A 22,495-nucleotide genomic window follows, 5' to 3' on the forward strand; every position below is an offset into this window, starting at 1 on the left:
GACTCCTGTTAAACTGCTGCTCGCACTGGTCCGCACCGTACGGGCTGAGCCACACACCAATATTTAAAGGGAAACCATGAAATCGGTATTTCAAATGATCGCCACCCTCGCTTGCGCCGTGGCCCTGACCGCTTGCGGTGCCGCTGCCAACACCGAGAAACCGGTCGTGCTCGATCCGAATACGCAAGTGAAAGAACTGACCATTACCGATACGGTGACCGGCACCGGCACGGCGGCGGCAGCGGGCGACACCTTGCTGGTGACTTACACGGGCTGGCTGTATGACGCAAGCAAGCCGGGCAACAAGGGCGTGCAGTTCGATGCGAGCCCGGCAGGCAGCGGTTTTACTTTCCCTCTGGGTGTCGGCCGGGTCATCCTGGGCTGGGACCGCGGCCTGGTCGGCATGCAGGTCGGCGGCACGCGCACCCTGGCCATTCCGTATGACCTCGGTTATGGCAAGGCCGGCAGCCCGCCGAAGATTCCTGGCTACGCCGGCTTGCTGTTCGAGATCAAGCTGGTGAGCGTGACGAAAAAATAAGCACGCGCAGCGCACATGAAAAGGGCGATTCCGTGGAATCGCCCTTTTTGCTTTGCGGCCCGGTTTAAGCGGGCGCCAGCTCCTGGAAGTAATACGTGGCGCCGCCCAGCTTGGCCGGCGCGTCATATTGCAGCACTTGCGTGCGGCGCAGCGCCACGGGGGCGCTGAAGGCGGGGCCGTCGTAGACGAAGGTGTGGAATTCGCCGTTTTCGCCGCAGGCATCGACGCCGGGCGGCAGGTCGGCCAGGAAGGCGGCGTCGAACTCGCGCCCGCAAAATTCGCGTGGCAGATGCTGGCCATTGATGCACACGACGATAGCCTTGAAGCCGGCGGCGAGAAATTCGTCGACCAGCGCGCGCCGCGCTTCGCCCCACAGCGGCAGGTGCGCCGTCAGGCCGGCGACCGCGCAGACTTTTTCTTCCCAGTCGCGGTGCGGCTGCAGGTCGATGTCGCCGAAGATGGCGTGCTCGATGCCCTCGGCCTTGGCCGCGCGCAGCGTGGCGACGAACTGTTCTTCATAGCTGGCCCAGCTGGCGTGATAGCGCTGCAGGCGCGCGCCCAGGCTGGCCGCCTGCGCTTCGAGCAACTCGGGCGGCACGCCGTGCGAGCGCGACTTGCGGCCATCTTCATCCATGGCCGTGATCAACAGCGGCACGTCCATGCCGGCGTTGCGGGCGCGCCACAGGGCTAGGCAGGAATCCTTGCCGCCGCTCCAGGAAATCAAGGCCGTCGTCATGCCGCTGGCTCCGCGCGCAGCATGTCGACGTGCTGGATGCCGTCTTCGTCATACGGCGCGCTGACGGTGACAAAGCCGAACGATTGATAAAAGCGTTCCAGATAGTGCTGTGCGCCGATGCGGATGGCGTGGCCCGGATGCTGGCGCTCGGCCCGCGCGATGCCCTCAAGCAACAACTGCTTGCCGGCGCCGCTGCTGCGCGCCTCGGGCGCCGTCAGCACGCGGCCCAGCGACATTTCCACATACTTGGCGCCCGGCGCCAGCACGCGCAGGTAGGCGGCCAGCCGGCGCTGGCCATCGGCCGTTTGCCAGCCCAGCAAGTGCATCGCCTGCTGGTCATGGCCGTCCAGGTCCGGATAAATGCACTGCTGTTCGATGACGAACACGCGCTGGCGCAAGGCCAGCACCTGGTACAAATCGTGGGGGCCGAGTTCGTCGAACGTGTTCCATTGCCAGCTGATCATGGTTCATCCTTGATTGAGAGTGGCCGTGATTTTACCGGCTTCACGCCCCCGGCGTGGGATAGCGCTGCGCATACCACTGCTTCAGGTGCTCGATGCAGCGCGTCACGCGGGGCGCCACCAGCTGGCGCGACGGGTAGATGGCGAACAGCGCCAGGCTGGGGCGCTCGATTTCCGGAAACAGCTCGACCAGGGCGCCGCTGGCCAGTTCCTCGCGGCAGACAAAGGTGGGCAGGATGCCGATGCCCAGGCCGCGCAGGATCAGGCTGCGCATGAACAGCGTGTTGTTGGTGCGCACCCAGTTCGGCACTTCGATATCGCTGTGCGGCCCCGCATGGCGCAGTGGCCAGCGGCTGCCGAACAGGGCGTGGCTGTAGATGAAGCAGCGCTGGCGCGTCAGGTCCGTGGGTTCGGCCAAGGGGCCGTGGCGTTCCAGGTAGGCGGGCGCGCAGCAGATGTGCAGGCGGTAGTCGTGGATGTGGCGCGCCACATAGCTCGAATCGGTGAGCGCGGTGGTGACGCGAAAGCCCAGGTCGTAATTGGCGGCCGCCAGGTCGACATATTCATCCTTCAGGTCGACATCGAGGCGCAGCGCGGGCCAGTCGGCCATGAAATCGGCCAGGCCCTCGGCCAGCTCGCCCACGCCCAATGTCAGCGGCGCGTTGATGCGCAGGCGGCCCGTCACGTGCGCCGTGGAATGGGCCACCATGTCCTCCGCCTGCGCCAGCTCGTCGAGCAGCTTGCGGCAGTGCTCGAGATAGGCGGCGCCCGTTTCCGTCAGGGCCAGCTGGCGCGTGGTGCGCGTCATCAGGCGCCCGCCCAGTTCCTGCTCCAGCTGGCCGATGCGCCGGCTCACGTACGAGGCCGACAAGTCCAGTTCATCGGCCGCGCGGCGAAAGCTGCCCAGCTCGGCCACGCGGCGAAACAGCTGCATCGCCTGCAATTTATCCATCCCGGCTCCATTCAGTCGTATTCCGCATCAGTACTGTGCATTATTCATCATTTTTCCGTATTTTGATTCGGAATATGCTGGTGTCCTCTCTACAGAAAGGCCATACCATGAAAAAATTACTGATCAGCAGCCTGTTGCTCGCCGCCTTTTCCACCGCCCAGGCGGCCGACGTCCTCGTCGTGCTGTCGGATGCGAATCATCTCGACTTGCGCGACGGTAAGGTCTTCCAAACGGGCTTTTATCTGAATGAACTGATGCAGCCCGTGAAAAAGCTGCTCGACGCGGGCCACACGGTGACGTTCGCCACGCCGCAGGGCCAGGCGCCGGCCCTGGACGCCGGCTCCGATACGGACGCGTATTTTGGCGGCGACGTGGTGGTCCATGCGGCGCACAAGGCCTTGCTCGAGCAGCTGGCGCTGACGGTGCCGGGCCGCTCGCCCGTGATCAGCCTGAAACGGGTGGAGCAGATCGGCTATGGCCACTATGCGGCCGTGCTGGTGCCGGGCGGCCACGCGCCCATGCAGGACTTATTGAAGGACGCCAGCCTGGGCGCCTTGCTGCGCCAGTTCCACGCGGACGGCAAGCCGACGGCGCTGCTGTGCCATGGCCCCATCGCCCTGTTGTCGGCCCTGCCGCAGGCGGCGCAGTTTACGGCCGCGCTGGAAGCGGGCCGGACGCCGCCCACGCCGGCTGACTGGATCTACAAGGGCTACCGCATGACGGTGATCAGCAATGAGGAAGAGCTGGCGGCGCAGGGTGCGCTGAAGGGCGGATTGATGAAGTTCTATCCGCAGTCGGGCTTGCAGGCGGCCGGCGCGCAATATGTGCAGAACCAGGCGCCGTGGACCAGCAATGTGGTGGTCGACCGCGAGTTGATCACGGGACAGAATCCCGCCTCGGCGCCGGCCCTGGCAGACAAGCTGCTGCAGGCGCTGCGCTAAAAAAAAGCCCCGGCGGCGCCAAGGCGCGGCCGGGGAGTTACAGTGCGTGCAGCGTGGATTACACGATCGTCAGCGTGACGTCGATGTTGCCGCGCGTGGCGTTCGAGTAGGGGCACACGATGTGGGCGGCGGCGACCAGCGCTTCGGCGGCGGCGCGGTCCATGCCCGGCAGCGAGATTTTCAGTTCCACTTCGATGCCGAAGCCCGTCTCGATGGCGCCGATGCCGACGTTGCCTTCGATCGACAGGTCCGCCGGCACGGCGATCTTGTCGCGGCCGCCGACGAATTTCATGGCGCCGATGAAGCAGGCCGAGTAGCCGGCGGCGAACAGTTGTTCCGGATTGGTGCCCACGGCGCCATTGCCGCCCAGTTCTTTTGGCGTCGTCAGCTTGACGTCGAGCACATTGTCGGACGAGACGGCACGGCCTTCGCGGCCTCCGGTGGCGGTGGCTTGCGCGCGGTACAGGACTTGTTTGATCGACATGATGGTTCCTTTAGGTAGATAAATAGGTGACTACTAAATAGTGTGCTACTTGTTTCGCGGGCCGTGGCCCCAGGATGCCCGTCTGAAGAAGTAAATCCGGCGTCCATGTGTGCAATATATATCGTGCACTATTTAATTGCAAGCGATTTTATTCATGAAGTCACGACACCTGACAAAACCGTTGCGAGCGGAAGGGAGAGGTGGTCGAGACGCGGAACCGTACTTTGAGTACGGTGAGCATCGCAGGCCACCTGTACCGACGCGCAGCAGGTTTGGTCAGGTGTCTTGAACCTTTATTTTGATGCCTTTGTCGCCACTACCGGGCTTCCATCGCATAATGGCCACCGCTGCCGGGGCCGATGATTATGCTGGCCTCACTTCAATACCCAAGGAAAAATCATGACCAGCCTTTTCTTTATCCTGCGCCTCACCCTGGCCGCGATGCTCACGTACATCATCGCCACGGCGATCCTGGTCGAGAACTTTCTGCGCTATCTCTTTGGGAATACGGAAGGCTTCTTTGTCATCATCGGCGCCTTGCTGGCCTGCACCGTCGTCACGAATGCGTTTTCGCACGTGCGCCGCGTGCGCCTGATCGCCGGCGCCGTCAATGCCGCCACCCTGTCGAGCCGCCAGCGGCGCCAGATCGAGATTCCGTTCGAGGCGGGCGAGGCGTTCGACATGGTCGATGCGGCCATCCGCGAACTGCCGGGCAGCGAAGTGGTGGAAAGCGCGCGCGACAGCCTGCAGGTGCAGGCGCGCGTGCGCCGCGCGGCGCCGTACACGCATACGGGCTTGCCCCGCATGCGCGTGCTGGGTTTCCTCGAGCCGCGGCCGAATCAGATCCTCGCCACCGTCACGCCGAATGGCGAGGCGGGCAGCGTGACCCTGATCTGCGAGCCGGCGCGCAATGCGTGGACCGACTGGTTCCTCGTCGACCATGGCAGCAACCTGGAAAACGCGGAGGCGGTGACGCGGGCCATCACGCGCCGGGTGGCGCAGCGCCGCCGCGGCGAGCAGGCCGAGGCGCGCCAGACGGTGACGGAAAAGGAACTGACGGTGGCCAAACTGAGCCTGCTGCATGCGCAGGTCGAGCCGCACTTCCTGTACAACACGCTGGCCAGCGCGCAGCTCCTCACGCGCAGCGACCCCGTGCGCGCCGACGCGATGCTGGGCAACCTGATCCTGTACCTGCGCCACTCGCTGCCGCGCACGGAGCAAGCCATGTCGACCCTGGGCACGGAGCTGGAACGGGCGCGCGCCTACCTCGACATCCTGAAAATCCGCATGGGCGAGCGTCTGAACCTGCAGATCGAGGTACCGCAATACCTGCGCCAGGTGGAGCTGCCGCCGATGATGCTGCAAACCCTGGTGGAAAACGCCATCAAGCATGGCCTGGAGCCGAAAAGCGGCGGCGGTACCATCTGGATCATGGCGCGCAGCGGCAATGGCACGGTGATCGTCACGGTGGCCGACGACGGCAAGGGTTTCAGCGACGACGGCGCCGGCACGGGCATTGGCCTGCGCAATGTGCGCGAGCGCCTGCGCCTGACCTACGGCAATGCCGCCGCGTTTGCCATCGTCGCCAACTTCCCCGACGGCGTGACGGCCACCATCACGGTGCCGGACAGCACGGCGCAAGGAGTGTCGTATGCATCCGCCTGAAATGACTTGCGTCGTCGCCGAAGATGAAACCCTGCTGCGCGATGCGCTCGTGGCCCTGCTGGCCGAAGAGTGGCCGGCACTGCGCATCGTCGCCGCCTGCGACGACGGCGGCACGGCGCTCGAGGCCATCGCCACGCGCAAGCCCGACGTCGCTTTCCTCGATATCCGCATGCCGGGCCTGACGGGGCTGGAAGTGGCGGGCGGCGCGCTCGAAGCGAGTCCCGCCACGCAGGTGGTGTTTGTCACGGCCTACGACCAGTACGCGATCGACGCCTTCGACAAGGGCGCCGTCGATTATTTGTTGAAACCGGTCGCCCGCGAGCGCCTGCAGGCGACCCTGCAGCGCGTGCGGGCGCGGACCGGCAAGGCCCGGGCGGGCGACGGCGCGCTGGCCGGCCTGCTGCAGCAATTGAGCAGCGCCTTGCCGGCGGCGGCCAAGTCGCCGCCGCTGGTGTGGCTGACGGCCAGCAGCGGCAAGGATACGCGTCTGATCATGGTGGAAGACATCGCCTATTTTCAATCCGACACCAAGTACACGGCCGTCATGACGGCCGACGGCGAGGCGCTGCTGCGCAAGCCGATCCGCGAACTGCTCGACGTGCTCGACCCGGCCATTTTCAAACAGATCCACCGTTCCACCATCGTCAACATGAAGATGGTGGCGTCGGTGACGCGCGACGAGGTGGGACGGGGCGCCCTGCGCCTGAAGACGCGGCCGGAAACCCTGGCCGTGAGCCAGCCGTTCATGAGTTTGTTCCGGAATATGTAGGTCGGCTTAGCCCGCGAGGGCGTAAGCCGACATCACCACCGGCCTACTCCGCCGTCTCAAAACCTTCCAGCACGTTCACCACATTGATGCCGATTTCCTTGACCGCGTAGCCGCCTTCGAGGATGAAGGCGGTGGGCAGGTTCAGATGCGCGAGGCGTTCGCCCACGCGCAGGTAGTCGCCGCTTTGCAGCGAGAAATGCGACAGCGGGTCGCCCACGAAGGTGTCGACACCGAGCGACACCACCAGCGCGTCGGGCGCATACATATTGATGCGCAGGCAAGCCGTTTCCAGCGCGGCGAACCAGCTGGCCGTGGACGTGCCGGCCGGTAGCGGCAGATTGACGTTGTAGCCGAGCCCCGCGCCGCTGCCCGTTTCGTCGGCGTGACCGAGGTAAAACGGATATTCGCTGCGCGGGTCGGCGTGGAGCGAGGCGAACAGCACGTCGTCGCGTCCGTAAAAAATGCTCTGCGTGCCGTTGCCGTGGTGGTAATCGATGTCGAGGATGGCGACCTTGCGTGCGCCATCGTCGAGCAGGTGCTGGGCGGCCAGGGCTGCGTTGTTCAGAAAACAGTAGCCGCCAAAGAAATCGCTGCCCGCGTGGTGGCCCGGCGGGCGCGTCAGGGCAAACGTGGCCCGTTCGCCCAGGCGCAATGCGTGCGCCGCATTGACGGCGCAGTCGGCGCCCGTCTTGGCCGCCGTCCAGGTGCCGGCCGTCAGCGGCGTGCCGTTGTCCATCGAATACAGGCCCAGCTTGGCCGTGAAGTCGTCCGGTTCGATGTCGCTGCGCAGGGTGCGCACGGGCCACACGGACGGCAAGGCATCCTTGCCCCCGTTGTCGGGGTCGAGCGCCAGCCAGTCGTGCCAGGCATGGCGCAGGAAATGCAGGTAGCGGGGCGTGTGGATGCGCTCCAAGGAGGTCAGCGGCACGCCGTGCGGCGTGACGATGCGGCCCAGGTTGCGCCGCCCCAGCTCGGCCACCACCATGTCGGCCCGCTCCGGCGTCTCGAAGCAGGGCACCATGGTGCCGCGAAACATCTCGAAGCGGCCCCGGTGCTGGCCGTGCAATTCATTGTAGAAGGTCAGCATCGGGCGCCAGGCAAAAAGTCAGGCAAGGTCAGGTGTGCGAACACAGGGTGCTGGCCCGGTAGGCGGCGACGAAGTCGTCGAAGCTGCCGGCGGGCGCCGCTTCCATGGCGCGCTGCTCGGCCAGCGAGCTGGCGGCCATCGCGTCGAAATATGCGCTTTGCTCGGGGGTGGGCGGATGGGCGCGGAAAAACGCCGCATGGCGTTCGCTTTGCTGCAGGCCGAAGGCGGCGAATGAGCCGCCGTTGGCGCGCAGTTCGGCCAGTACCTTGGCCGATGGCGTCGTGTCCGGGTCGGCCAGCTTACGGGCTTGCGCGGCCAGGCTGTCCGCGTGCTGCGTGCCGCCCTGGCGCGCATCGAGCAGGGCCGCCACGGGCGCGATACGGGCCAGCAATTCCTCGCCCCAGGCTTGCAGGGTGATGTCTTCGCCATCGCGGCGCAGGCTCAGGCCCGGCTTGCGGCCTTCCTTGACGGTGCGGGCGAAATTGTTCGTGTAGCAAGCACTTTGCTCGGCAGAAATCGGCGCGCTGTCGTCGAGCGCGCAGAACAGCAAAAACGCGTCGAGGAAGCGGCCCGTTTCCAGGCTGATGCCCACTGGTTCGAACGGGTCGACATCCATGCAGCGCACTTCGATGTATTGCACGCCGCGCAGGCACAGGGCCTGGATGGGGCGTTCGCCCGTGCGGATCACGCGTTTCGGGCGGATGGTCGAATAGTATTCGTTTTCGATCTGCAGCACGTTGGTGGACAATTGGATCCACTCGCCATCCTGCTTCGTGCCCAGCGTTTCGTACGGCGGATACGGGTCGTTGACGGCGTGCGTGAGCGCGTTGACGTAATCATCGAGGCTGTTTTCGTGCGGGCGCAGGCCGGACTGGGCGTCGTTCTGGTAGCCGAGGTCGCTCATGCGCAGGCTGGTCGCGTACGGCAGGAACAGGGTATCGTCGGACAAGGTGTCGAGCTTGTGCGCGCGGCCGCGCAGGAAGCCGGCGGACAGGGCCGGCGAGGCGCCGAACAGGTACATCAACAGCCAGCTGTAGCGGCGGAAATTGCGGATCGTCGCCAGGTAGCTTTCCGACTGCACGTCTTTTGGCGTCGCGGCTGCGTGCGTGGGGCTGGCGCTGGTGTCCGGATGGCTGGCCAGCACTTGCCACAGCTGCTCGTCGAGCGAATAGTTGTAATGGATGCCGGCGATGCATTGCATGGCCTTGCCGTAGCGCAATGCCAGGCCGCGCCGGTAGACGTGCTTGAGCATGCCCATGTTCGAGCTGCCGTAGTTGGCGATCTCGATGTCCGCTTCGGGCGGCAGCTGGCAGGGCATCGACTGACTCCACAGCAACTCGTCGCCGAGGCGGCTGTAGGCGTGGCGGTGCACGGTATCGAGCTTGTCGAGCGTGACGGCGATGTCGGCTTCGGCCGGGGTGATGAATTCGAGCAGCGCTTCGGCGTAGTCGGTGGTGATTTCAGGGTGCGTCAGCGCCGAGCCCAGGGCGGCGGGGTGGGGCGTGGAAGCCAGATGGCCGGCTTGGTCGACGCGCAGGGTTTCGCGCTCGATGCCGCGCAAGCCGCCCAGCAGCGCGCGGTTGGCATCTTCGGTCAGCAATGCCAGGCGGCGAGTCAACAGGTTGGGCAATTTGAGCTTCCTTTCTTGTGCAGCATATAAATAATTTGTGCTGAGATTAACCGAATTTTGGCAAATGCGTCGGCGCCGGCCCAAAAAACGCCGCGTCGCCAGCGTCCGCCCCGGGGAACGGGGACGGCGCTTCGGTCAGGAATTCGCTTGATATTTTAACAAACTGCGGGGGGATCTGGCGCGCCGCCGGGTCAAGCTTTGCGCAGGTGGCAACGGTCAGCCCAGGCGGGCGCCGCTGACCCGTTCAATGCCGGCCAGGTCGCGCCAGCTTTGCACCTTGCTGTAGCCGGCAGCGGCCAGCAGCTCGCGCACCTGGTCAGCCTGGTCATAGCCGTGTTCCATCAGCAGCCAGGCGCCGGACGCCAGGTGGCGCGCGGCGCCGGCAACGATGGTGCGCAGGGCCGACAGGCCATCGGCATGGTCGGTCAGCGCGCCCGCCGGCTCGAAGCGCAGATCGCCTTCGGCCAGGTGGCGGTCGCCGCTGGCGATGTACGGGGGATTGGAGACGATCAGGTCGAACTTTTCCGTGCCCAGCGCTTCGAACCAATCGCTGGCCATGAAGGTGATGTTGACGCCGTTGGCGCTGGCGTTGCGGCGCGCCACGGCCAGCGCCGTGCTGCTCACGTCCAGGGCCGTGACGACGGCGTCGGGCCGCGTATGCGCCAGCGCGACGGCGATGGCGCCGCTGCCCGTGCCCATGTCGAGCACCCGTCCGCCGGGCGGCAGGCGCTCGAGCGCCAGTTCCACCAGCACTTCCGTATCGGGGCGGGGGATCAGCACGGCGTCGTTCACTTCGAACGGCAAGCCGAAAAATTCGCGCTGACCGACGATGTAGGCGATCGGTTCGCCTTGCAGACGGCGCGCCAGCAAGCCCGATAAACGTTCGGCCTCATCGGGAGTGAGCACACGCTCCGATTGCGTGATCAAGCTGACGCGCGACAGGCCCAGCGCGTGACCGAGCAGGATGCGGTTGTCGAGCGGATCGAGCAGCGGACGGATTTGCAGGGCGCCGACAGTGCTGCCGGCAGGGATCAGTGTTTCTGGCATAAATGAATGGTTATTGTTTGCGGCGCAGCAATGTCCACAACATGGTGATGGCGAAGATGGCGAACCAGATGAATGCCCATTGCGGAATCGACAGGCCGAAAAACGGCTCGCCGGCGTTTTCGCAAGCGCCATACGATTCGAACATGAAGGGCATGAGTTCGGCCGTGAAGACCTTGTTCAGCGCCGTTTCCACCGGATCGATGCCGCACGAGAAGCCGGGATTGGCCAGCACGTACAAATGCTTGGCGCCCACGCCCATGCCGCCCAGGGCCGCCAGCAAGCCGATGCCGGCGCCGATTTTCGGGCGGTTGGCGGCGGCGCCCGCCAGGCAGGCGATGCCGATGGCGAGGAACAGGTAGCGCTGGATCACGCACAGCGGGCACGGCGCCATGTTCATGGCATGCTGCAAATACATGGCCACGCCCAGCATCAGGAAACACAGGGCGGCGGTCAACAGGAGGACGGTGCGTGAATTTTTCATGGGCGACACGGTGAGGTGGATGGAATCGAGCTGGTCATTTTCGCACAAGGGCCGATTTTTATTGCTTAGCCGCTACTTAAAGCTGTCGGCTTACGCGCTGCGCGCCAAGCCGACCTACAAATTGCGGCGTAGGTTGGCGTAGGGCGGCGTAGGTCGGCTTAGCGCAGCGTAAGCCGACACAACGGAGCCAGCGTTTAGTCGCCCAGCGCCGCCAGCAACTCTGCCTGATGCTCTGCCGCCAAGGCATTCGTCAACTCCGTCAAATCCCCGTCCATGATGAAGTCGAGCTTGTACAAGGTCAGATTGATGCGGTGATCCGTCAGGCGGCCCTGCGGGAAATTATAGGTGCGGATGCGCTCGCTGCGGTCTCCCGAGCCGATCAGGCTCTTGCGCGTGGCCGCTTCCTTCGACTGCTGCTCGCGCAATTGCACGTCCTTGATGCGCGCGGCCAGCACTTTCATCGCCTGCGCCTTGTTCTTGTGCTGGCTGCGGTCATCCTGGCACTCGACCACGATGCCGGTCGGCAAGTGGGTGATGCGCACGGCCGAATCCGTCTTGTTGATGTGCTGTCCGCCCGCGCCCGAAGCGCGGTAGGTGTCGATGCGCAGGTCGGCCGGGTTGATGTTGACGTCTTCCACCTCGTCCGCTTCCGGCATTACGGCCACCGTGCAGGCGGACGTGTGGATGCGGCCCTGCGTTTCCGTGGCCGGCACGCGCTGCACGCGGTGGCCGCCCGACTCGAACTTCAGCTTCGAATACGCGCCATTGCCCACCACGCGCACGATCACTTCGCGGTAGCCGCCCAGGTCGGAGTCGGACGACGACACCAGTTCCACCTGCCAGCGGTTGCGCTCGGCAAAGCGCGTGTACATGCGCAGCAGGTCGCCGGCGAACAGGGCCGATTCATCGCCGCCCGTGCCGGCGCGAATTTCCAGGAAGATATTGCGCTCATCGTTGACGTCCTTCGGCAGCAGCATGGTCTGCAGTTCGCGCTCGAGCCGCGCCATGGTGGCCTTGGCCGCCTCGATCTCTTCCTGGGCGAATTCCTTCATGTCCGGGTCCGCCAGCATCTCTTGCGCCGTGGCGATGTCGTTGCCCGCTTCCTGGTAGGAGCGGTACAGGGCCACCAGCGGGCCCAGCTCGGCGTGCTCGCGCGTCATCTTGCGGTAGCTGTCCATGTTCGACGTGGCGTCCGGATGCATCAGCAGTTCGTCGAGTTCGACCAGGCGGTTCGCCAGTTGATCGAGTTTGGCCAGCATGGATGGTTTCATAGCGATTCGCGGTAAAAGAGTGTAGGGATGATGCAAGCCCGGCAGGCGGGCAGGGGTAGCCGCGCGCGGGCGGCCAGCGGGGCTGCGCTAACGGCGGGGGCGGAACAGTTTCGGCAGCAGGGTGACCAGCTGCTTGCGCTCGTCGCCTTGCGCATGGTGCAGCGCTTGCTGCGGGCCGTGCAGGAACTTGGCCGTCAAGCCTTTCGACAGCGCTTCGAGTACGGCGTCGATGTCGGCGCCCTTGGCCAGCATCTTGCGCGCCCGTTCCACTTCCATCAGGCGCAAGGTTTCGCTGTTTTCATGCAGATGCTGGATGACGGGCACCATGGCACGGTCGTCGACCCAGCTCATGAAGGATTGCACGCGCGTCTCGATGATGGCCTCGGCTTGCGCCACGGCCGCCTGCCGGCTTTCCAGGCCCGTCTGCACGACCTTGCCCAGGTCGTCGACCGTGTACAGGAAGACGTCGTTCAAACGGCCCACTTCCGCCTCGATGTCGCGCGGCACGGCCAGGTCGACCATGAACATGGGCTTGTGGCGGCGCGCCTTGATGGCGCGCTCGACCAGGCCCAGGCCCAGCAGCGGCAAGGACGATGCCGTGCACGAGATGACGATGTCGAACTGGTGCAGCTGCTCCGGCAGGTCGGCCAGGCGGATCGCCTTGCCGTTGAAGCGGTGCGCGAGTTCCTCGCCCCGTTCCATGGTGCGGTTGGCAATGGTGATGCTTTTCGGGTTTTGCGCCGCAAAGTGCGTGGCGCACAGTTCGATCATTTCGCCGGCGCCGATGAACAGCACGTTCTGCTCGGCGATCTTGTCGAAGATGCGCTGCGACAGGCGCACGGCGGCCGCCGCCATGGATACGCTGTGGGCGCCGATTTCCGTGCTGCTGCGCACTTCCTTGGCCACCGAAAAGCTGCGCTGGAACAACTGGTGCAGATAGGTGCCCAGGCCGCCCGCCTCGTCGGCCGTGCGGATGGCGTCCTTGATCTGCCCCAGGATCTGCGTTTCGCCCAGCACCATCGAATCGAGCCCGGAGGCGACGCGGAAGGTGTGGCGCACGGCATCGTGCTGCGGCAGCATGTACAAGTGGGGGCGCAGCTCGCTGTAGTTGAGCTGGTGGTAGTCGGCCAGGAAATGCGCACCGGCGTCGAGCGGGTTCGGCACATGGCTGGCCGCATACAGTTCGGTGCGGTTGCAGGTCGACAGGATGGCCGCTTCGTCGTTGTCGCGCAAGTCGATGCGCTGGAACCAGGTGCGCGCCGCCATCACCGCCTGGCCCAAGTGCTCAGGCGCAAACGCCAGCTGTTCGCGGAGCGACACTGGGGCGGTGGTATGGTTGAGGCCGACGGCGAGCAGTTGCATTTCAGGGCTGTTGGATGACTTATGGCGACATTATAACGCTTTGTGCCCGCGCTTTGAGCAGGTCAGCCGTTTGCCGCCGTTCAGCCGCCCAGTTTTTCCAGGCGATAACCGTAGCTGTAGACGGGCACGAGCCTGTAGCCGTGTTCCGGTTTCAGCTGCAGCTTGTTGCGCACGCGCGAGACGTGGGTATCCATGGTGCGCGAGGGCAGGGCCGTGTCGCGCTGCCACACGGCTTCGTGAATGTAGGCGCGCGACAGGGGACGGCCCAGGTTGCGGAAAAACAGCAGCGCCAGGGCGAATTCCTTGTGTGTCACGTCCAGCACTTCGCCATCGCGCAACAGGCGGCCGGGACGGGTTTCAAACGTGTAATGACCGAATTGCAAGTACTCGGCGCCATTCTGGGCCGGGTACGCCACGCGCAGCAGCGCCTGGGTGCGCAAGGTCAGTTCGCTGCGCCGCAGGGGCTTGATCATGTAGTCGTCGGCACCTGCCGTCATGCCCGCCACCACGTCGTCTTCGCCGGAACTGTTGGTCATAAACAACACGGGCGCCTTCGGCGCCAGTTTTTCCCGGGCACGGCGCAAGACTTCCGCACCGTCCAGATCGCTCACATGCCAGTCGAGGATGAGCATGTCGCAACTGTCCTTGCGCAGCTGCCCCAGCATTTCCTTGCCACTCTGAAACTCGTGGCAGGCGTGGCCGGCGGCGGTGAGCACCTGGCATATCAGTTCTGCCTGGCTATGGTCGCTATCGAGTACGGCAATTCGCATAATTGGCTGGAGTGTGTAGCAACAAACAGACGACCTGCTCTGCTTATCGTAATGTTAAGGAATGCTCAAGTGAAATATAACAGAGATTGCAACTGTGTCCAGTGAAATCGGAGGGCAGATCCTTTACGTTACACTTGTTCATCTACCCCTACTAGCGGAGAAGCGGCCATGCCAGACAAGAGCACTACCGATTGGACACTGATACCGGCCAGTCGTGCCGAAATCGAGCAAGTGCGCGAGCGTTGCCGGCGCCTGGTGCAGCGGCGCGCCATGATGTCGGCGGGCGCTTCGGCCATTCCCATTCCCGGCATCGACCTGATGTCCGACGTGGGTCTGTTTTCCATGTTGATCAACGATATCAACCACGAATTCGGCCTGACGCCCGAGCAGATCGAGCGCCTGAACCCGCAGTTCAAGATGATGGCCTACCGCGCGGCGGTGGGCATGGGAGGCATGCTGGTAGGAAAGCTGGTGTCGCGCGAACTGATCCTCCACCTGCTCAAGCGCAGTGGCGTCAAGATTGCCACCAAGCAGGTGGCGCGCTTCGTGCCGTTCGCCGGCCAAGCGGTGGCGGCAGCCATCGGCTACGCCGTGTTCCGCCAGATCGGCAACCAGCACGTGAACGCCTGCGCCGCGGTGGCGCAGGAATTGCTCACGGTCAGGCCGGAGTAAAGCTGATTCCATTATGTTGAAATCAACGTGTGCTTGATCGCGGTGGAAAATGGCAGATATGCTGTCGCTGCCAGTTCGTCTTTATATAATTCGAGGCATTGCTCGCGTGTCAAATCACCAGATTCCACTATCTCAATGAATTCCATTCCTAATTCGATGTAACCGGCGATGGCGCTGCGCCGCATTTCACGTAAGGCGCCATTAAGATTGAAAATGCGTATGGTTTCCATTGCGCGTTTTTTATCCACGGCATTTAATCCTTCGCGCACGGCTACGCTACCGTCGCTGACGAACAGGAAAAAGTGTTCAGGGTCTTCCTCGTCCGGTTTGATCAGGTCGGCAGGATCGTAAGGTGGCAGTTCATCCTTGAATTTGCCGCAATTGTCCGGTCGATTGCAGGAACCAAAAAGGTTTGTCCAGAGAAAGATTACCTTCGAATCCCTTCGGTTTTGACGAAAGTGTTCGATATGCTTCTTGTCGGTGCGCAAAGAACCTTCGCAATAGGCGCAGCGATGTTGCTGCATCTCATTAAGCCTCTCCCATATCTCGCGCTTGTCTTCGGCAGTGACGGCCTTCCAGTTGTCTCGACCATGCCGATAGTTGGACAAGCACGCCGGCGCAGCACCGCGTTGCAGCTTATGCATCATCAGCCTCGCGCAACGGTAGTTTGCGTTTGAAGGCTTGCAGGCGTATCAAGCGGTCGCACTCCAGCATTTTTGGATGGTCGGCACCAAAATGCGCGTTCAGTTCTGCACGTAGCGCCTTGCCATCAGGCTCGTCATGCAAATTCTGTTGAATTAACGCCATGTAGTGACTGAGTTGGCGCGCCGGTTCGACATCGGGGACGGGATCGATACCCATCACATTGGCCAGTACGTCCGAACTGGCCACGCCCATGGTTTGTTGGTCGATCGTATTGACCGCCATGCGCTTGCGCCCGCTTTCTTCGTCCAGCTCCCAATCCAGCCGGCGTATGCAGTGCGCGTCAATGCTGCTGAGCACTTGAGGGCTGTGGGTGGTCACGATGAACTGGATATTCGGGAATGCATTTTGCAAATCAGGCAATACGGTCTGCTGCCACTCCGGGTGCAAATGCATGTCGATTTCATCGATCATGACGATGCCATGCGTTAGCTGGGCCGCCTTGTCGCCATAATGGGTATTGAGTTTGTAGCAGCGGTAGGCAATGTCACCGACGAGCGCCAGCATGTTGCGTATGCCATCGCTGAGTTGGCTGACCTTGAGCTTGCCCTGATCAGGATGTTCCAGTACTAGATCGTCGTGTTCGGCGCTATATTCCAGCCAATGCCAGCCAGTATGCGGTTCCAGAATCACGTCGATGGCCTGTTGCACGGCGCGTACGGGGGCAAGCAAATCGTTGGCGACTTTCGCATCGGGTCCGAGTTTCTTTTCGAGATTGCGGATCTGTGCATCCCTTAGCGCCTTGAATACCCTCGTGTACCACTGGGCAAAGTCCTTATAACTTGACGAAGGTGCGAGGCAATCGCGATAGGCCCAGGTGCGGGAAAACGATGCCTGATCCACTTTATCCGATTTGCCAGCCAGCTTCTTCTGGCTCCACAATCGGCCTGTGCCGTAATATCCGAGCATCGGCAATTCGTCTGCTTCAACCTCACCATTGGCAAAGACGCGCCTTTCCAGCACCTGCGCATGGCCGTAAAGCGCTATTGCGTCGGAGAACGCATTGTTTTTTGTTTTGCTGGATCTTTTGACGCTGTCGCGGAAACGTTTCCCATGCCATTCCAGATCAGTACGATCTGGGTCATGGACCATCGGCTCAACAGTGCCAAATGACTCAATCACGCAAGGAAGACGCCATTCCATTTGATGCGCTGCGAGTTTTTCGCGAAACACATCGTCGATCTGTATGCCGGTAGTATCGAGCGACATGCTGCCCAGGTCAAAGCCGGCAAGATACGGCCACAAGGCAATCTTGATCGCATCGAGCATGGACGATTTTCCCTGACCGTTGAGTGCGACGATGACGGTCAACCGGGGATCGAAAGCGAGCTGCACATTTTCAAAGCAACGGAAATTCTGCAGAGTGATCCGTTCGATTTTCAATGTTGGCTCCAGTACTGCATAAGTGAATGTCGTCGCGGACAACGCGAAAAGGGCTGACTGAATGTCAACCCTTTGATTATAGTACTGTTTTTGCCCGCCTCTGTTGCTTGGCCAGCTCTACGCGTCCGGCAGCACCACGTTCACGTCGAGGACTTCCAGGTTGCCCTGGCGGTCCAGCGAGATCTTGATGTCGTCGGCATTCACCTTGGTGTACTTGGAAATGACGGCGATCAATTCCTTGTGCAGGGCGGGCAGGAAGTCCGGACCATCGCGTCCGCTGCGTTCGCGGGCGATGATGATCTGCAGGCGTTCCTTGGCCGCGGTGGCCGTCTTCGGCTTGGGGGGGAAGAGGAAAGAAAGCAAGGCCATATCACTTCGCCCCAAAAATGCGCTGGAGTAATCCAGGCTTTTCATAGTTGGTAAAGCGCAACTCGACCTCTTCGCCGAGGAAACGCGAGACCACGTCTTCATAGGCTTGCGCCACGTCCGTGCCCGTGAAATGGATGGCCGGATTGCCCTGGTTCGAGGCGGCCAGCACTTGCTCCGACTCGGGAATGATGCCCACCAGCGGGATGCGCAGGATTTCCTGCACGTCCTGGTAGGACAGCATTTCATCCGATTCCACGCGTTTCGGCGAGTAGCGGGTGATCAGCAAATGTTCCTTGACCGGCTCGCCGCCCGTCTGCGCACGGCGCGACTTGGCTTGCAGGATGCCGAGGATGCGGTCCGAATCGCGCACCGACGACACTTCCGGGTTGGTGACGATGATGGCTTCGTCGGCGAACGTCAGCGCCATCAGCGCGCCATGCTCGATGCCGGCCGGCGAATCGCAGATGATGAACTCGAAACCCATGTTGATCAGGTCGTTCAACACGCGTTCCACGCCTTCTTCCGACAAGGCATCCTTGTCGCGCGTCTGCGAGGCGGGCAGGATGAACAGGTTGTCGCAGTGCTTGTCCTTGATCAGGGCCTGGTTCAGGGTTGCTTCTTTATTGATCACATTGATCAAGTCATACACGACGCGGCGCTCGCAACCCATGATCAGGTCGAGGTTACGCAGGCCCACGTCGAAATCGAGCACGGCTGTCTTGTGGCCGCGCATGGCCAGGCCAGTGGAAAAACTGGCGCTAGAGGTCGTCTTGCCGACACCGCCCTTGCCGGACGTCACAACAATAATTCTTGCCACAAATAATCCTTTTCAGATATCTCTTGAATTGTGCAGCTTAAGAGCGGTTCACGGGAGTGACCGGATTGACAGAGTGTATATCGATTCTGTCTCCAGCCAAACGAATTTGCGCGGGTCCGCGCGCCATTTCTGCAGGGAAACCATCCTCGAACGTGCGGTATACGCCCGCGATCGAGACCAGTTCCGGTTCCATGGCCAGCGCGAAGATGCGCGCCTGGGGATTGCCCGAGGCGCCGGCCAGCGCGCGGCCGTACAGCGAGGAATACACATGGATGCTGCCGTCGGCGATGATTTCGGCGCCATTGTTGACGACGGCGGTGATGATCAGGTCGCAGCCGCGCGCATAGATGCGCTGGCCGGCCCGCACGGGCGTGTCGATCACCATCACCTGAGCGTCGGCGCCCGACTGGGCCGCCGCCGTGGGCGTATCCTTGGGACCATCCTTGGGCGGCGCATCGTCGCGCGTCTTGCCGCTGTCGAGGCTCAAGCCTTGCGCCAGGATGGCGTCATGCATGTCGGCCGGCGCATTGCGCACGGCCACGGCATTCAAACGGTATTTTTTCAGCAGGGCCACGAGGGCGGCCCAGTCGATGGGCACGCTGTCGGGCGGCAAGGCCGCCACGTCCAGCACGGCCAGGTCGTCCTCGAAAAAGTCCGCCACGCCTCCCGTCATGTCGCGCAAGGCGGCATCGAGTGCCTGCGTATCGGCGCTATGCAGAATGGCGGAGACAGCAACGACGGTGGAAATCTTGATTTCGATAGGCTTCTGCGACGGGCTTTTGGACATAAACATTTATCAAAGTGAAACTGCGGCAGGCCAGATGTTCCGTACGGCAACAATGGGAGCAGTAAATTTCTTGCATTCTACTGCAAAAAAATCAGCGTCAGGGGCCTGGCGCATGCTATTCCGCAGGGCAATACCTACTTCATGTCAAAAAAAACGGGCGGCGCCCCGGAAAACCGGTGCGCCGCCCCGAAAGCCGCCGCCCATGCGCCCTCAGGCGCCATGTCCGATTACGCCGCGCGCATCTGCCGTGCCGCCTCGACCATATGACGCAACGCTGTTTCCGTTTCCACCCAGCCACGTGTCTTCAAGCCGCTGGCTTTTTGCCGTAACGTCACCATGTCGACGGCGGTGGGGATGCGCGGCGAGTGGATGCCGTACACGCCGGGGCCGATTTCGTTCGAGTACTGGAACTGGACTGAGCCCGTCAGCGGTTCCACGTCCGAGCGGCTCGTCTCTATCGTGATGACGTCGGCATCCATGGCGGCGATCTGCGGCAGGATGTCGTTGAACTCGGCATAGCACATGTGGGTATGGATCTGCGTCGTGTCGCTGACGACGGACGCGGCGATGCGGAAGGCGCGCGTGGCCCAGTCCAGATAGGCGTCCCACTGGCCGCGGCGCAGCGGCAAGCCTTCGCGGATGGCCGGCTCGTCGATCTGGATGATGCCGATGCCGGCCGTTTCCAGGTCCTGCACTTCGTCGCGGATGGCCAGGGCCAGCTGCAGCGCCGTGGCGGCGCGCGGCTGGTCGTCGCGCACGAACGACCATTGCAAGAGCGTCACCGGGCCCGTCAGCATGCCCTTCATCGGTTTGCTCGTCAGGCTTTGCGCATGGACCGTCCATGCGACCGTCATGGGGGCCGGACGCTGCACGTCGCCGTAGATGATGGGCGGCTTGACGCAGCGCGAGCCGCACGATTGCACCCAGCCGTGACGGGTCAACACGAAGCCGTCCAGCTGCTCGCCGAAGTAGTCGACCATGTCATTGCGTTCCGCTTCGCCATGCACGAGCACGTCCAGGCCCAGCGCTTCCTGGCGGCCCACGGCGTGGGCGATTTCGGCGCGGATGGCCGGCGTCTGCGGGAAGGCGCCAATGGTCGTCGTCGGGAAGTCGGGCAGGCGCAAGCGTGCATGCTGCGCGGCCTGGCGCAACGGGAAGCCGGAATCGCGGCGGTCGATGGTGGGCGACAGCGTCTGCAGGCGCTGCGCGACCGGCGCACGGTGCACGCGGGCGCTGCCACGGCGGCCGACAATGGCCAGGCGGGAAACGGCCAATGCGGCCAGCGCGTCGTCGTCGGGGGTGCCCGCCAGCGCGTCCTTCAGCAACGCAAGTTCCGTGAGTTTTTCCGTGGCAAACGCCAGCCAGCTCTTGATGTCGCCATCGAGCGCCGTCTCTGCTTCCAGGCTGAACGGTACGTGCAGCAGTGAGCACGACGGCGCCAGCCACAGGTGCCCGTTGCGCTTGGCGGCCAGCGGCTGCAGCACGGCCAGGGCAGCGTCGAGGTCGGTACGCCAGATATTGCGGCCATCGACTATACCGATCGACAAGACTTTATGCGCGGGCAGCCAGTCCGTCACGCTGATCAATTCATGCGGCGCGCGGATGCCGTCCACGTGCAGGCCGGCCACGGACAGGCGGCATGTCAGGCTGAGGTTTTCTTCCAGCGGCGAGAAATACGTGGCCAGCAGGATGTTCACCCCCACCTGGTTCAGCTGCCAGTAGGCACTCTCGAAGGCGCTGCGCCAGGCATGGGGCAAGTCCAGGCCCAGGATCGGTTCCTCGAGCTGCACCCACGCCACGCCCTGCTGTTTCAATCGGTCGAGCAGGCCGCCGTAGACGGGCAGCAATTGTTCCAGCAGCGCCAGGCGCTCGAAGCCCGGTGTCTTTTCCTTGCCCAGCCACAGGAAGGTGAGGGGGCCGATCAGGGCCGCCTTGACCTGGTGACCGAGCGCCTGCGCCTCGGCCACTTCCGCCAGCAGGCGCTCGCACGCCAGCGAAAATTGGGTGTGCGGCGACAATTCGGGCACCAGGTAATGGTAATTGGTGTCAAACCACTTGCTCACTTCCAGCGCATGGCCGTGGCGGCAGCCGGCATGCTCCGCCTGGCTGGTGCCGCCGCGCGCCATCGTGAAATAGCGCGACAGCGGCGATTGTTCCGCGCCGAAATCAAAACGCGCCGGCTCGCAGCCCAGCAGCTGGATATGGCTGGCCACGTGGTCGTAGAAGGCGAAGTCGCCCACGGTGACGTAGGCCAGGCCCGCGTCGCGTTGCAAGGCCCAGTGGCGCGCGCGCAATTGCCGGCCCGTCGCTTCCAGCGCCGCCTCGGACAGCTCGCCGCGCCAGTGGCTTTCCAGCGCCAGTGTCAGTTCGCGCGTGGCGCCGATACGGGGAAAGCCAAGGATGTGCGTACGAATGGGCATGATGTCATCGAGATTTAATGTGAATGCGCTAGAGTGTGCGGCAACTTGGTCTATAATCAAAACGAAACATTTTGCCGAATAACATGAAAATAATTCACCTGCAGACGTCATTTCCCCGATGCTAGAAATTCGCCACCTGCGCACCCTGAGTGCCCTGCGTTCCTCCGGCAGCCTGGTGCGCGCCGCGCAACTGCTCAACCTGACCCAGTCGGCCCTGTCGCACCAGATCCGTTTGCTGGAAGAGCGCTACAAGGCGCCCCTGTTCGAGCGCAAGTCGATGCCGATCGCGTTTACGGCCACGGGCAGCCGGCTGCTGGAGCTGGCCGACAAGCTGCTGCCCGAGATCGAACTGGCCGAGCGCGACGTGGCGCGTTTGTCGCAGGGCGACAAGGGGCAGTTGCGGGTGGCGCTCGAATGCCATACCTGTTTCGACTGGCTCATGCCCGTGATGGATGCGTTCCGCCAGCGCTGGCCGGAAGTGGAAATCGACCTGGTGTCGGGTTTTCATAGCGAGCCGGCCGACTTGCTGCGTTCGGGCGAGGCGGACCTTGTGATCGGCTCGCCGTACGGCCCCGATTTCACCGTGTTTCCCCTGTTCCGCTTTGAAATGCTGGTGGTGATGGCGCAGAAGCACCGGTTGCAGGCCCAGCGCCGCCTTGCGGCGAGCGACTTTACGGGGGAGACTTTGATTACCTATCCCGTGCCGGAAGAGCGCATCGACCTGATCCGTGAAGTGCTGCGGCCGGCCGGCATCCAGTTTGAACGCCGCACGGCTGAATTGACGGTGGCCGTGCTGCAACTGGTGGCGAGCCGGCGCGGCATCGCCGCCTTGCCGAACTGGGCCATCAAGAATTACGTCGATTACGATTATGTGGTGGCGCGCCCGGTGGGCGAGCACGGCTTGTGGAGCGATTTGTATGTGTCCGTGCCGGAGCCGTTGCAGGACAAGGCCTATGTGCGCGATTTCGTCAGCGTGATACGCGAACAGTGCGCGGCTACGCTCGACGGTATCAAGTTGTTGTCCTGATCAACGTTGAGTTGGAAACAAACCAACAGCAAAGCTTGATAAATATCAAGGTTCAGCAATGAACCACCGCTTACAGTTGAGTACTGTGCGGCGCAACATGGCGTCGCCTACTCTTTGGGGAGGA

Annotated in this window: 23 protein-coding genes; 6 read left to right on the top strand and 17 right to left on the bottom strand. The window is 63.0% G+C overall.

Annotated features, from left to right (window positions below; all coding sequences use genetic code 11):
• The first annotated feature begins 76 nt into the window (after window positions 1-76).
• Complete coding sequence (locus D9M09_RS27425; protein ID WP_070289396.1) at window positions 77-538, top strand: FKBP-type peptidyl-prolyl cis-trans isomerase; 462 nt, start codon at window positions 77-79, stop codon at window positions 536-538.
• A gap of 64 nt (window positions 539-602) precedes the next feature.
• Here D9M09_RS27425 and D9M09_RS27430 read toward each other — a convergent pair whose 3' ends face one another.
• The 3 genes from D9M09_RS27430 to D9M09_RS27440 are packed head-to-tail and all read right to left on the bottom strand — an operon-like array spanning window position 603 to window position 2,687.
• Window positions 603-1,274 (bottom strand): diphthine--ammonia ligase, encoded by a 672-nt coding sequence (locus D9M09_RS27430; RefSeq protein ID WP_070289397.1) that lies wholly within the window; start codon window positions 1,272-1,274, stop codon window positions 603-605.
• On the bottom strand, window positions 1,271-1,738 hold the full coding sequence (locus D9M09_RS27435) for a GNAT family N-acetyltransferase (RefSeq protein WP_070289398.1): 468 nt from the start codon (window positions 1,736-1,738) through the stop codon (window positions 1,271-1,273). Before D9M09_RS27435 ends, D9M09_RS27430 begins: the two co-directional genes overlap by 4 nt.
• A gap of 40 nt (window positions 1,739-1,778) precedes the next feature.
• On the bottom strand, window positions 1,779-2,687 hold the full coding sequence (locus D9M09_RS27440) for a LysR family transcriptional regulator (RefSeq protein ID WP_121670821.1): 909 nt from the start codon (window positions 2,685-2,687) through the stop codon (window positions 1,779-1,781).
• Window positions 2,688-2,794: 107 nt separating this feature from the next.
• Between D9M09_RS27440 and D9M09_RS27445 the strand changes: the two genes are divergently transcribed.
• Window positions 2,795-3,628: a type 1 glutamine amidotransferase domain-containing protein gene (locus tag D9M09_RS27445; protein ID WP_121670822.1), complete on the top strand. Its 834-nt coding sequence runs from the start codon at window positions 2,795-2,797 to the stop codon at window positions 3,626-3,628.
• Between the two features lie 58 nt (window positions 3,629-3,686).
• Here D9M09_RS27445 and D9M09_RS27450 read toward each other — a convergent pair whose 3' ends face one another.
• The gene (locus tag D9M09_RS27450; protein WP_070289401.1) at window positions 3,687-4,112 is read right to left on the bottom strand and encodes an organic hydroperoxide resistance protein; all 426 of its coding nucleotides are present in this window, start codon (window positions 4,110-4,112) and stop codon (window positions 3,687-3,689) included.
• Between the two features lie 399 nt (window positions 4,113-4,511).
• On the opposite strand from D9M09_RS27450, the gene D9M09_RS27455 reads away from it, so the two are divergent.
• On the top strand, window positions 4,512-5,777 hold the full coding sequence (locus D9M09_RS27455) for a histidine kinase (protein ID WP_070218991.1): 1,266 nt from the start codon (window positions 4,512-4,514) through the stop codon (window positions 5,775-5,777).
• On the top strand, window positions 5,764-6,546 hold the full coding sequence (locus D9M09_RS27460; RefSeq protein WP_121670823.1) for a LytR/AlgR family response regulator transcription factor: 783 nt from the start codon (window positions 5,764-5,766) through the stop codon (window positions 6,544-6,546). Before D9M09_RS27455 ends, D9M09_RS27460 begins: the two co-directional genes overlap by 14 nt.
• A 43-nt stretch (window positions 6,547-6,589) precedes the next feature.
• On the opposite strand, the gene D9M09_RS27465 is transcribed toward D9M09_RS27460, so the two are convergent.
• The 7 genes from D9M09_RS27465 to D9M09_RS27495 all read right to left on the bottom strand — a co-directional run bounded on the left by D9M09_RS27465 (window position 6,590) and on the right by D9M09_RS27495 (window position 14,194).
• Window positions 6,590-7,633, bottom strand: a complete 1,044-nt coding sequence (locus D9M09_RS27465) for a histone deacetylase family protein (protein ID WP_121670824.1) — start codon at window positions 7,631-7,633, stop codon at window positions 6,590-6,592.
• A gap of 28 nt (window positions 7,634-7,661) precedes the next feature.
• Window positions 7,662-9,263, bottom strand: a complete 1,602-nt coding sequence (gene gshA / locus D9M09_RS27470) for a glutamate--cysteine ligase (RefSeq protein ID WP_121670825.1) — start codon at window positions 9,261-9,263, stop codon at window positions 7,662-7,664.
• Window positions 9,264-9,479: 216 nt separating this feature from the next.
• A complete protein-coding gene (prmC, locus tag D9M09_RS27475) occupies window positions 9,480-10,310 on the bottom strand; it encodes a peptide chain release factor N(5)-glutamine methyltransferase (RefSeq protein WP_121670826.1) in 831 nt (276 codons plus the stop codon).
• A gap of 10 nt (window positions 10,311-10,320) precedes the next feature.
• On the bottom strand, window positions 10,321-10,839 hold the full coding sequence (locus D9M09_RS27480) for a disulfide bond formation protein B (RefSeq protein ID WP_346428564.1): 519 nt from the start codon (window positions 10,837-10,839) through the stop codon (window positions 10,321-10,323).
• 146 nt (window positions 10,840-10,985) lie between these two features.
• The gene (gene prfA / locus D9M09_RS27485; RefSeq protein WP_070289405.1) at window positions 10,986-12,062 is read right to left on the bottom strand and encodes a peptide chain release factor 1; all 1,077 of its coding nucleotides are present in this window, start codon (window positions 12,060-12,062) and stop codon (window positions 10,986-10,988) included.
• An 87-nt stretch (window positions 12,063-12,149) separates the two neighbouring features.
• Window positions 12,150-13,424 carry a glutamyl-tRNA reductase gene (gene hemA, locus D9M09_RS27490; protein ID WP_099408115.1) on the bottom strand — a complete coding sequence of 425 codons (1,275 nt, stop codon included), beginning with the start codon at window positions 13,422-13,424 and terminating at the stop codon, window positions 12,150-12,152.
• Window positions 13,425-13,504: 80 nt separating this feature from the next.
• On the bottom strand, window positions 13,505-14,194 hold the full coding sequence (locus D9M09_RS27495) for a response regulator transcription factor (protein WP_046681910.1): 690 nt from the start codon (window positions 14,192-14,194) through the stop codon (window positions 13,505-13,507).
• Between the two features lie 168 nt (window positions 14,195-14,362).
• Between D9M09_RS27495 and D9M09_RS27500 the strand changes: the two genes are divergently transcribed.
• The gene (locus tag D9M09_RS27500) at window positions 14,363-14,866 is read left to right on the top strand and encodes a hypothetical protein (protein WP_070313088.1); all 504 of its coding nucleotides are present in this window, start codon (window positions 14,363-14,365) and stop codon (window positions 14,864-14,866) included.
• Between the two features lie 11 nt (window positions 14,867-14,877).
• On the opposite strand, the gene ptuB is transcribed toward D9M09_RS27500, so the two are convergent.
• The 6 genes from ptuB to metE all read right to left on the bottom strand — a co-directional run bounded on the left by ptuB (window position 14,878) and on the right by metE (window position 21,344).
• A complete protein-coding gene (ptuB, locus tag D9M09_RS27505) occupies window positions 14,878-15,513 on the bottom strand; it encodes a retron Ec78 anti-phage system effector HNH endonuclease PtuB (RefSeq protein WP_240453496.1) in 636 nt (211 codons plus the stop codon).
• Window positions 15,503-16,951 carry an AAA family ATPase gene (locus D9M09_RS27510; protein ID WP_121670827.1) on the bottom strand — a complete coding sequence of 483 codons (1,449 nt, stop codon included), beginning with the start codon at window positions 16,949-16,951 and terminating at the stop codon, window positions 15,503-15,505. Before D9M09_RS27510 ends, ptuB begins: the two co-directional genes overlap by 11 nt.
• 117 nt (window positions 16,952-17,068) lie before the next feature.
• Window positions 17,069-17,320 (bottom strand): cell division topological specificity factor MinE, encoded by a 252-nt coding sequence (gene minE, locus D9M09_RS27515; protein WP_034752886.1) that lies wholly within the window; start codon window positions 17,318-17,320, stop codon window positions 17,069-17,071.
• 1 nt (window position 17,321) lies between these two features.
• Window positions 17,322-18,137 (bottom strand): septum site-determining protein MinD, encoded by an 816-nt coding sequence (gene minD, locus D9M09_RS27520; protein WP_034752889.1) that lies wholly within the window; start codon window positions 18,135-18,137, stop codon window positions 17,322-17,324.
• Window positions 18,138-18,174: 37 nt separating this feature from the next.
• Window positions 18,175-18,924: a septum site-determining protein MinC gene (gene minC / locus D9M09_RS27525; protein WP_121671262.1), complete on the bottom strand. Its 750-nt coding sequence runs from the start codon at window positions 18,922-18,924 to the stop codon at window positions 18,175-18,177.
• Window positions 18,925-19,151: 227 nt separating this feature from the next.
• Window positions 19,152-21,344, bottom strand: a complete 2,193-nt coding sequence (metE, locus tag D9M09_RS27530) for a 5-methyltetrahydropteroyltriglutamate--homocysteine S-methyltransferase (protein WP_121670828.1) — start codon at window positions 21,342-21,344, stop codon at window positions 19,152-19,154.
• Between the two features lie 118 nt (window positions 21,345-21,462).
• Between metE and D9M09_RS27535 the strand changes: the two genes are divergently transcribed.
• Window positions 21,463-22,371 (top strand): LysR family transcriptional regulator, encoded by a 909-nt coding sequence (locus D9M09_RS27535; protein ID WP_099408112.1) that lies wholly within the window; start codon window positions 21,463-21,465, stop codon window positions 22,369-22,371.
• Window positions 22,372-22,495: the final 124 nt, after the last annotated feature.

It is taken from the genome of Janthinobacterium agaricidamnosum (assembly GCF_003667705.1).
Classification (GTDB): domain Bacteria; phylum Pseudomonadota; class Gammaproteobacteria; order Burkholderiales; family Burkholderiaceae_D; genus Janthinobacterium.

Coding starts and splice junctions, on each gene's coding strand:
- D9M09_RS27425 (WP_070289396.1), top strand. CDS start 77: ATGAAATCGGTATTTCAAATGATCGCCACCCTCGCTTGCGCCGTGGCC.
- D9M09_RS27430 (WP_070289397.1), bottom strand. CDS start 1,274: ATGACGACGGCCTTGATTTCCTGGAGCGGCGGCAAGGATTCCTGCCTA.
- D9M09_RS27435 (WP_070289398.1), bottom strand. CDS start 1,738: ATGATCAGCTGGCAATGGAACACGTTCGACGAACTCGGCCCCCACGAT.
- D9M09_RS27440 (WP_121670821.1), bottom strand. CDS start 2,687: ATGGATAAATTGCAGGCGATGCAGCTGTTTCGCCGCGTGGCCGAGCTG.
- D9M09_RS27445 (WP_121670822.1), top strand. CDS start 2,795: ATGAAAAAATTACTGATCAGCAGCCTGTTGCTCGCCGCCTTTTCCACC.
- D9M09_RS27450 (WP_070289401.1), bottom strand. CDS start 4,112: ATGTCGATCAAACAAGTCCTGTACCGCGCGCAAGCCACCGCCACCGGA.
- D9M09_RS27455 (WP_070218991.1), top strand. CDS start 4,512: ATGACCAGCCTTTTCTTTATCCTGCGCCTCACCCTGGCCGCGATGCTC.
- D9M09_RS27460 (WP_121670823.1), top strand. CDS start 5,764: ATGCATCCGCCTGAAATGACTTGCGTCGTCGCCGAAGATGAAACCCTG.
- D9M09_RS27465 (WP_121670824.1), bottom strand. CDS start 7,633: ATGCTGACCTTCTACAATGAATTGCACGGCCAGCACCGGGGCCGCTTC.
- prmC (WP_121670826.1), bottom strand. CDS start 10,310: ATGCCAGAAACACTGATCCCTGCCGGCAGCACTGTCGGCGCCCTGCAA.
- prfA (WP_070289405.1), bottom strand. CDS start 12,062: ATGAAACCATCCATGCTGGCCAAACTCGATCAACTGGCGAACCGCCTG.
- hemA (WP_099408115.1), bottom strand. CDS start 13,424: ATGCAACTGCTCGCCGTCGGCCTCAACCATACCACCGCCCCAGTGTCG.
- D9M09_RS27495 (WP_046681910.1), bottom strand. CDS start 14,194: ATGCGAATTGCCGTACTCGATAGCGACCATAGCCAGGCAGAACTGATA.
- D9M09_RS27500 (WP_070313088.1), top strand. CDS start 14,363: ATGCCAGACAAGAGCACTACCGATTGGACACTGATACCGGCCAGTCGT.
- ptuB (WP_240453496.1), bottom strand. CDS start 15,513: ATGATGCATAAGCTGCAACGCGGTGCTGCGCCGGCGTGCTTGTCCAAC.
- minE (WP_034752886.1), bottom strand. CDS start 17,320: ATGGCCTTGCTTTCTTTCCTCTTCCCCCCCAAGCCGAAGACGGCCACC.
- minC (WP_121671262.1), bottom strand. CDS start 18,924: ATGTCCAAAAGCCCGTCGCAGAAGCCTATCGAAATCAAGATTTCCACC.
- metE (WP_121670828.1), bottom strand. CDS start 21,344: ATGCCCATTCGTACGCACATCCTTGGCTTTCCCCGTATCGGCGCCACG.
- D9M09_RS27535 (WP_099408112.1), top strand. CDS start 21,463: ATGCTAGAAATTCGCCACCTGCGCACCCTGAGTGCCCTGCGTTCCTCC.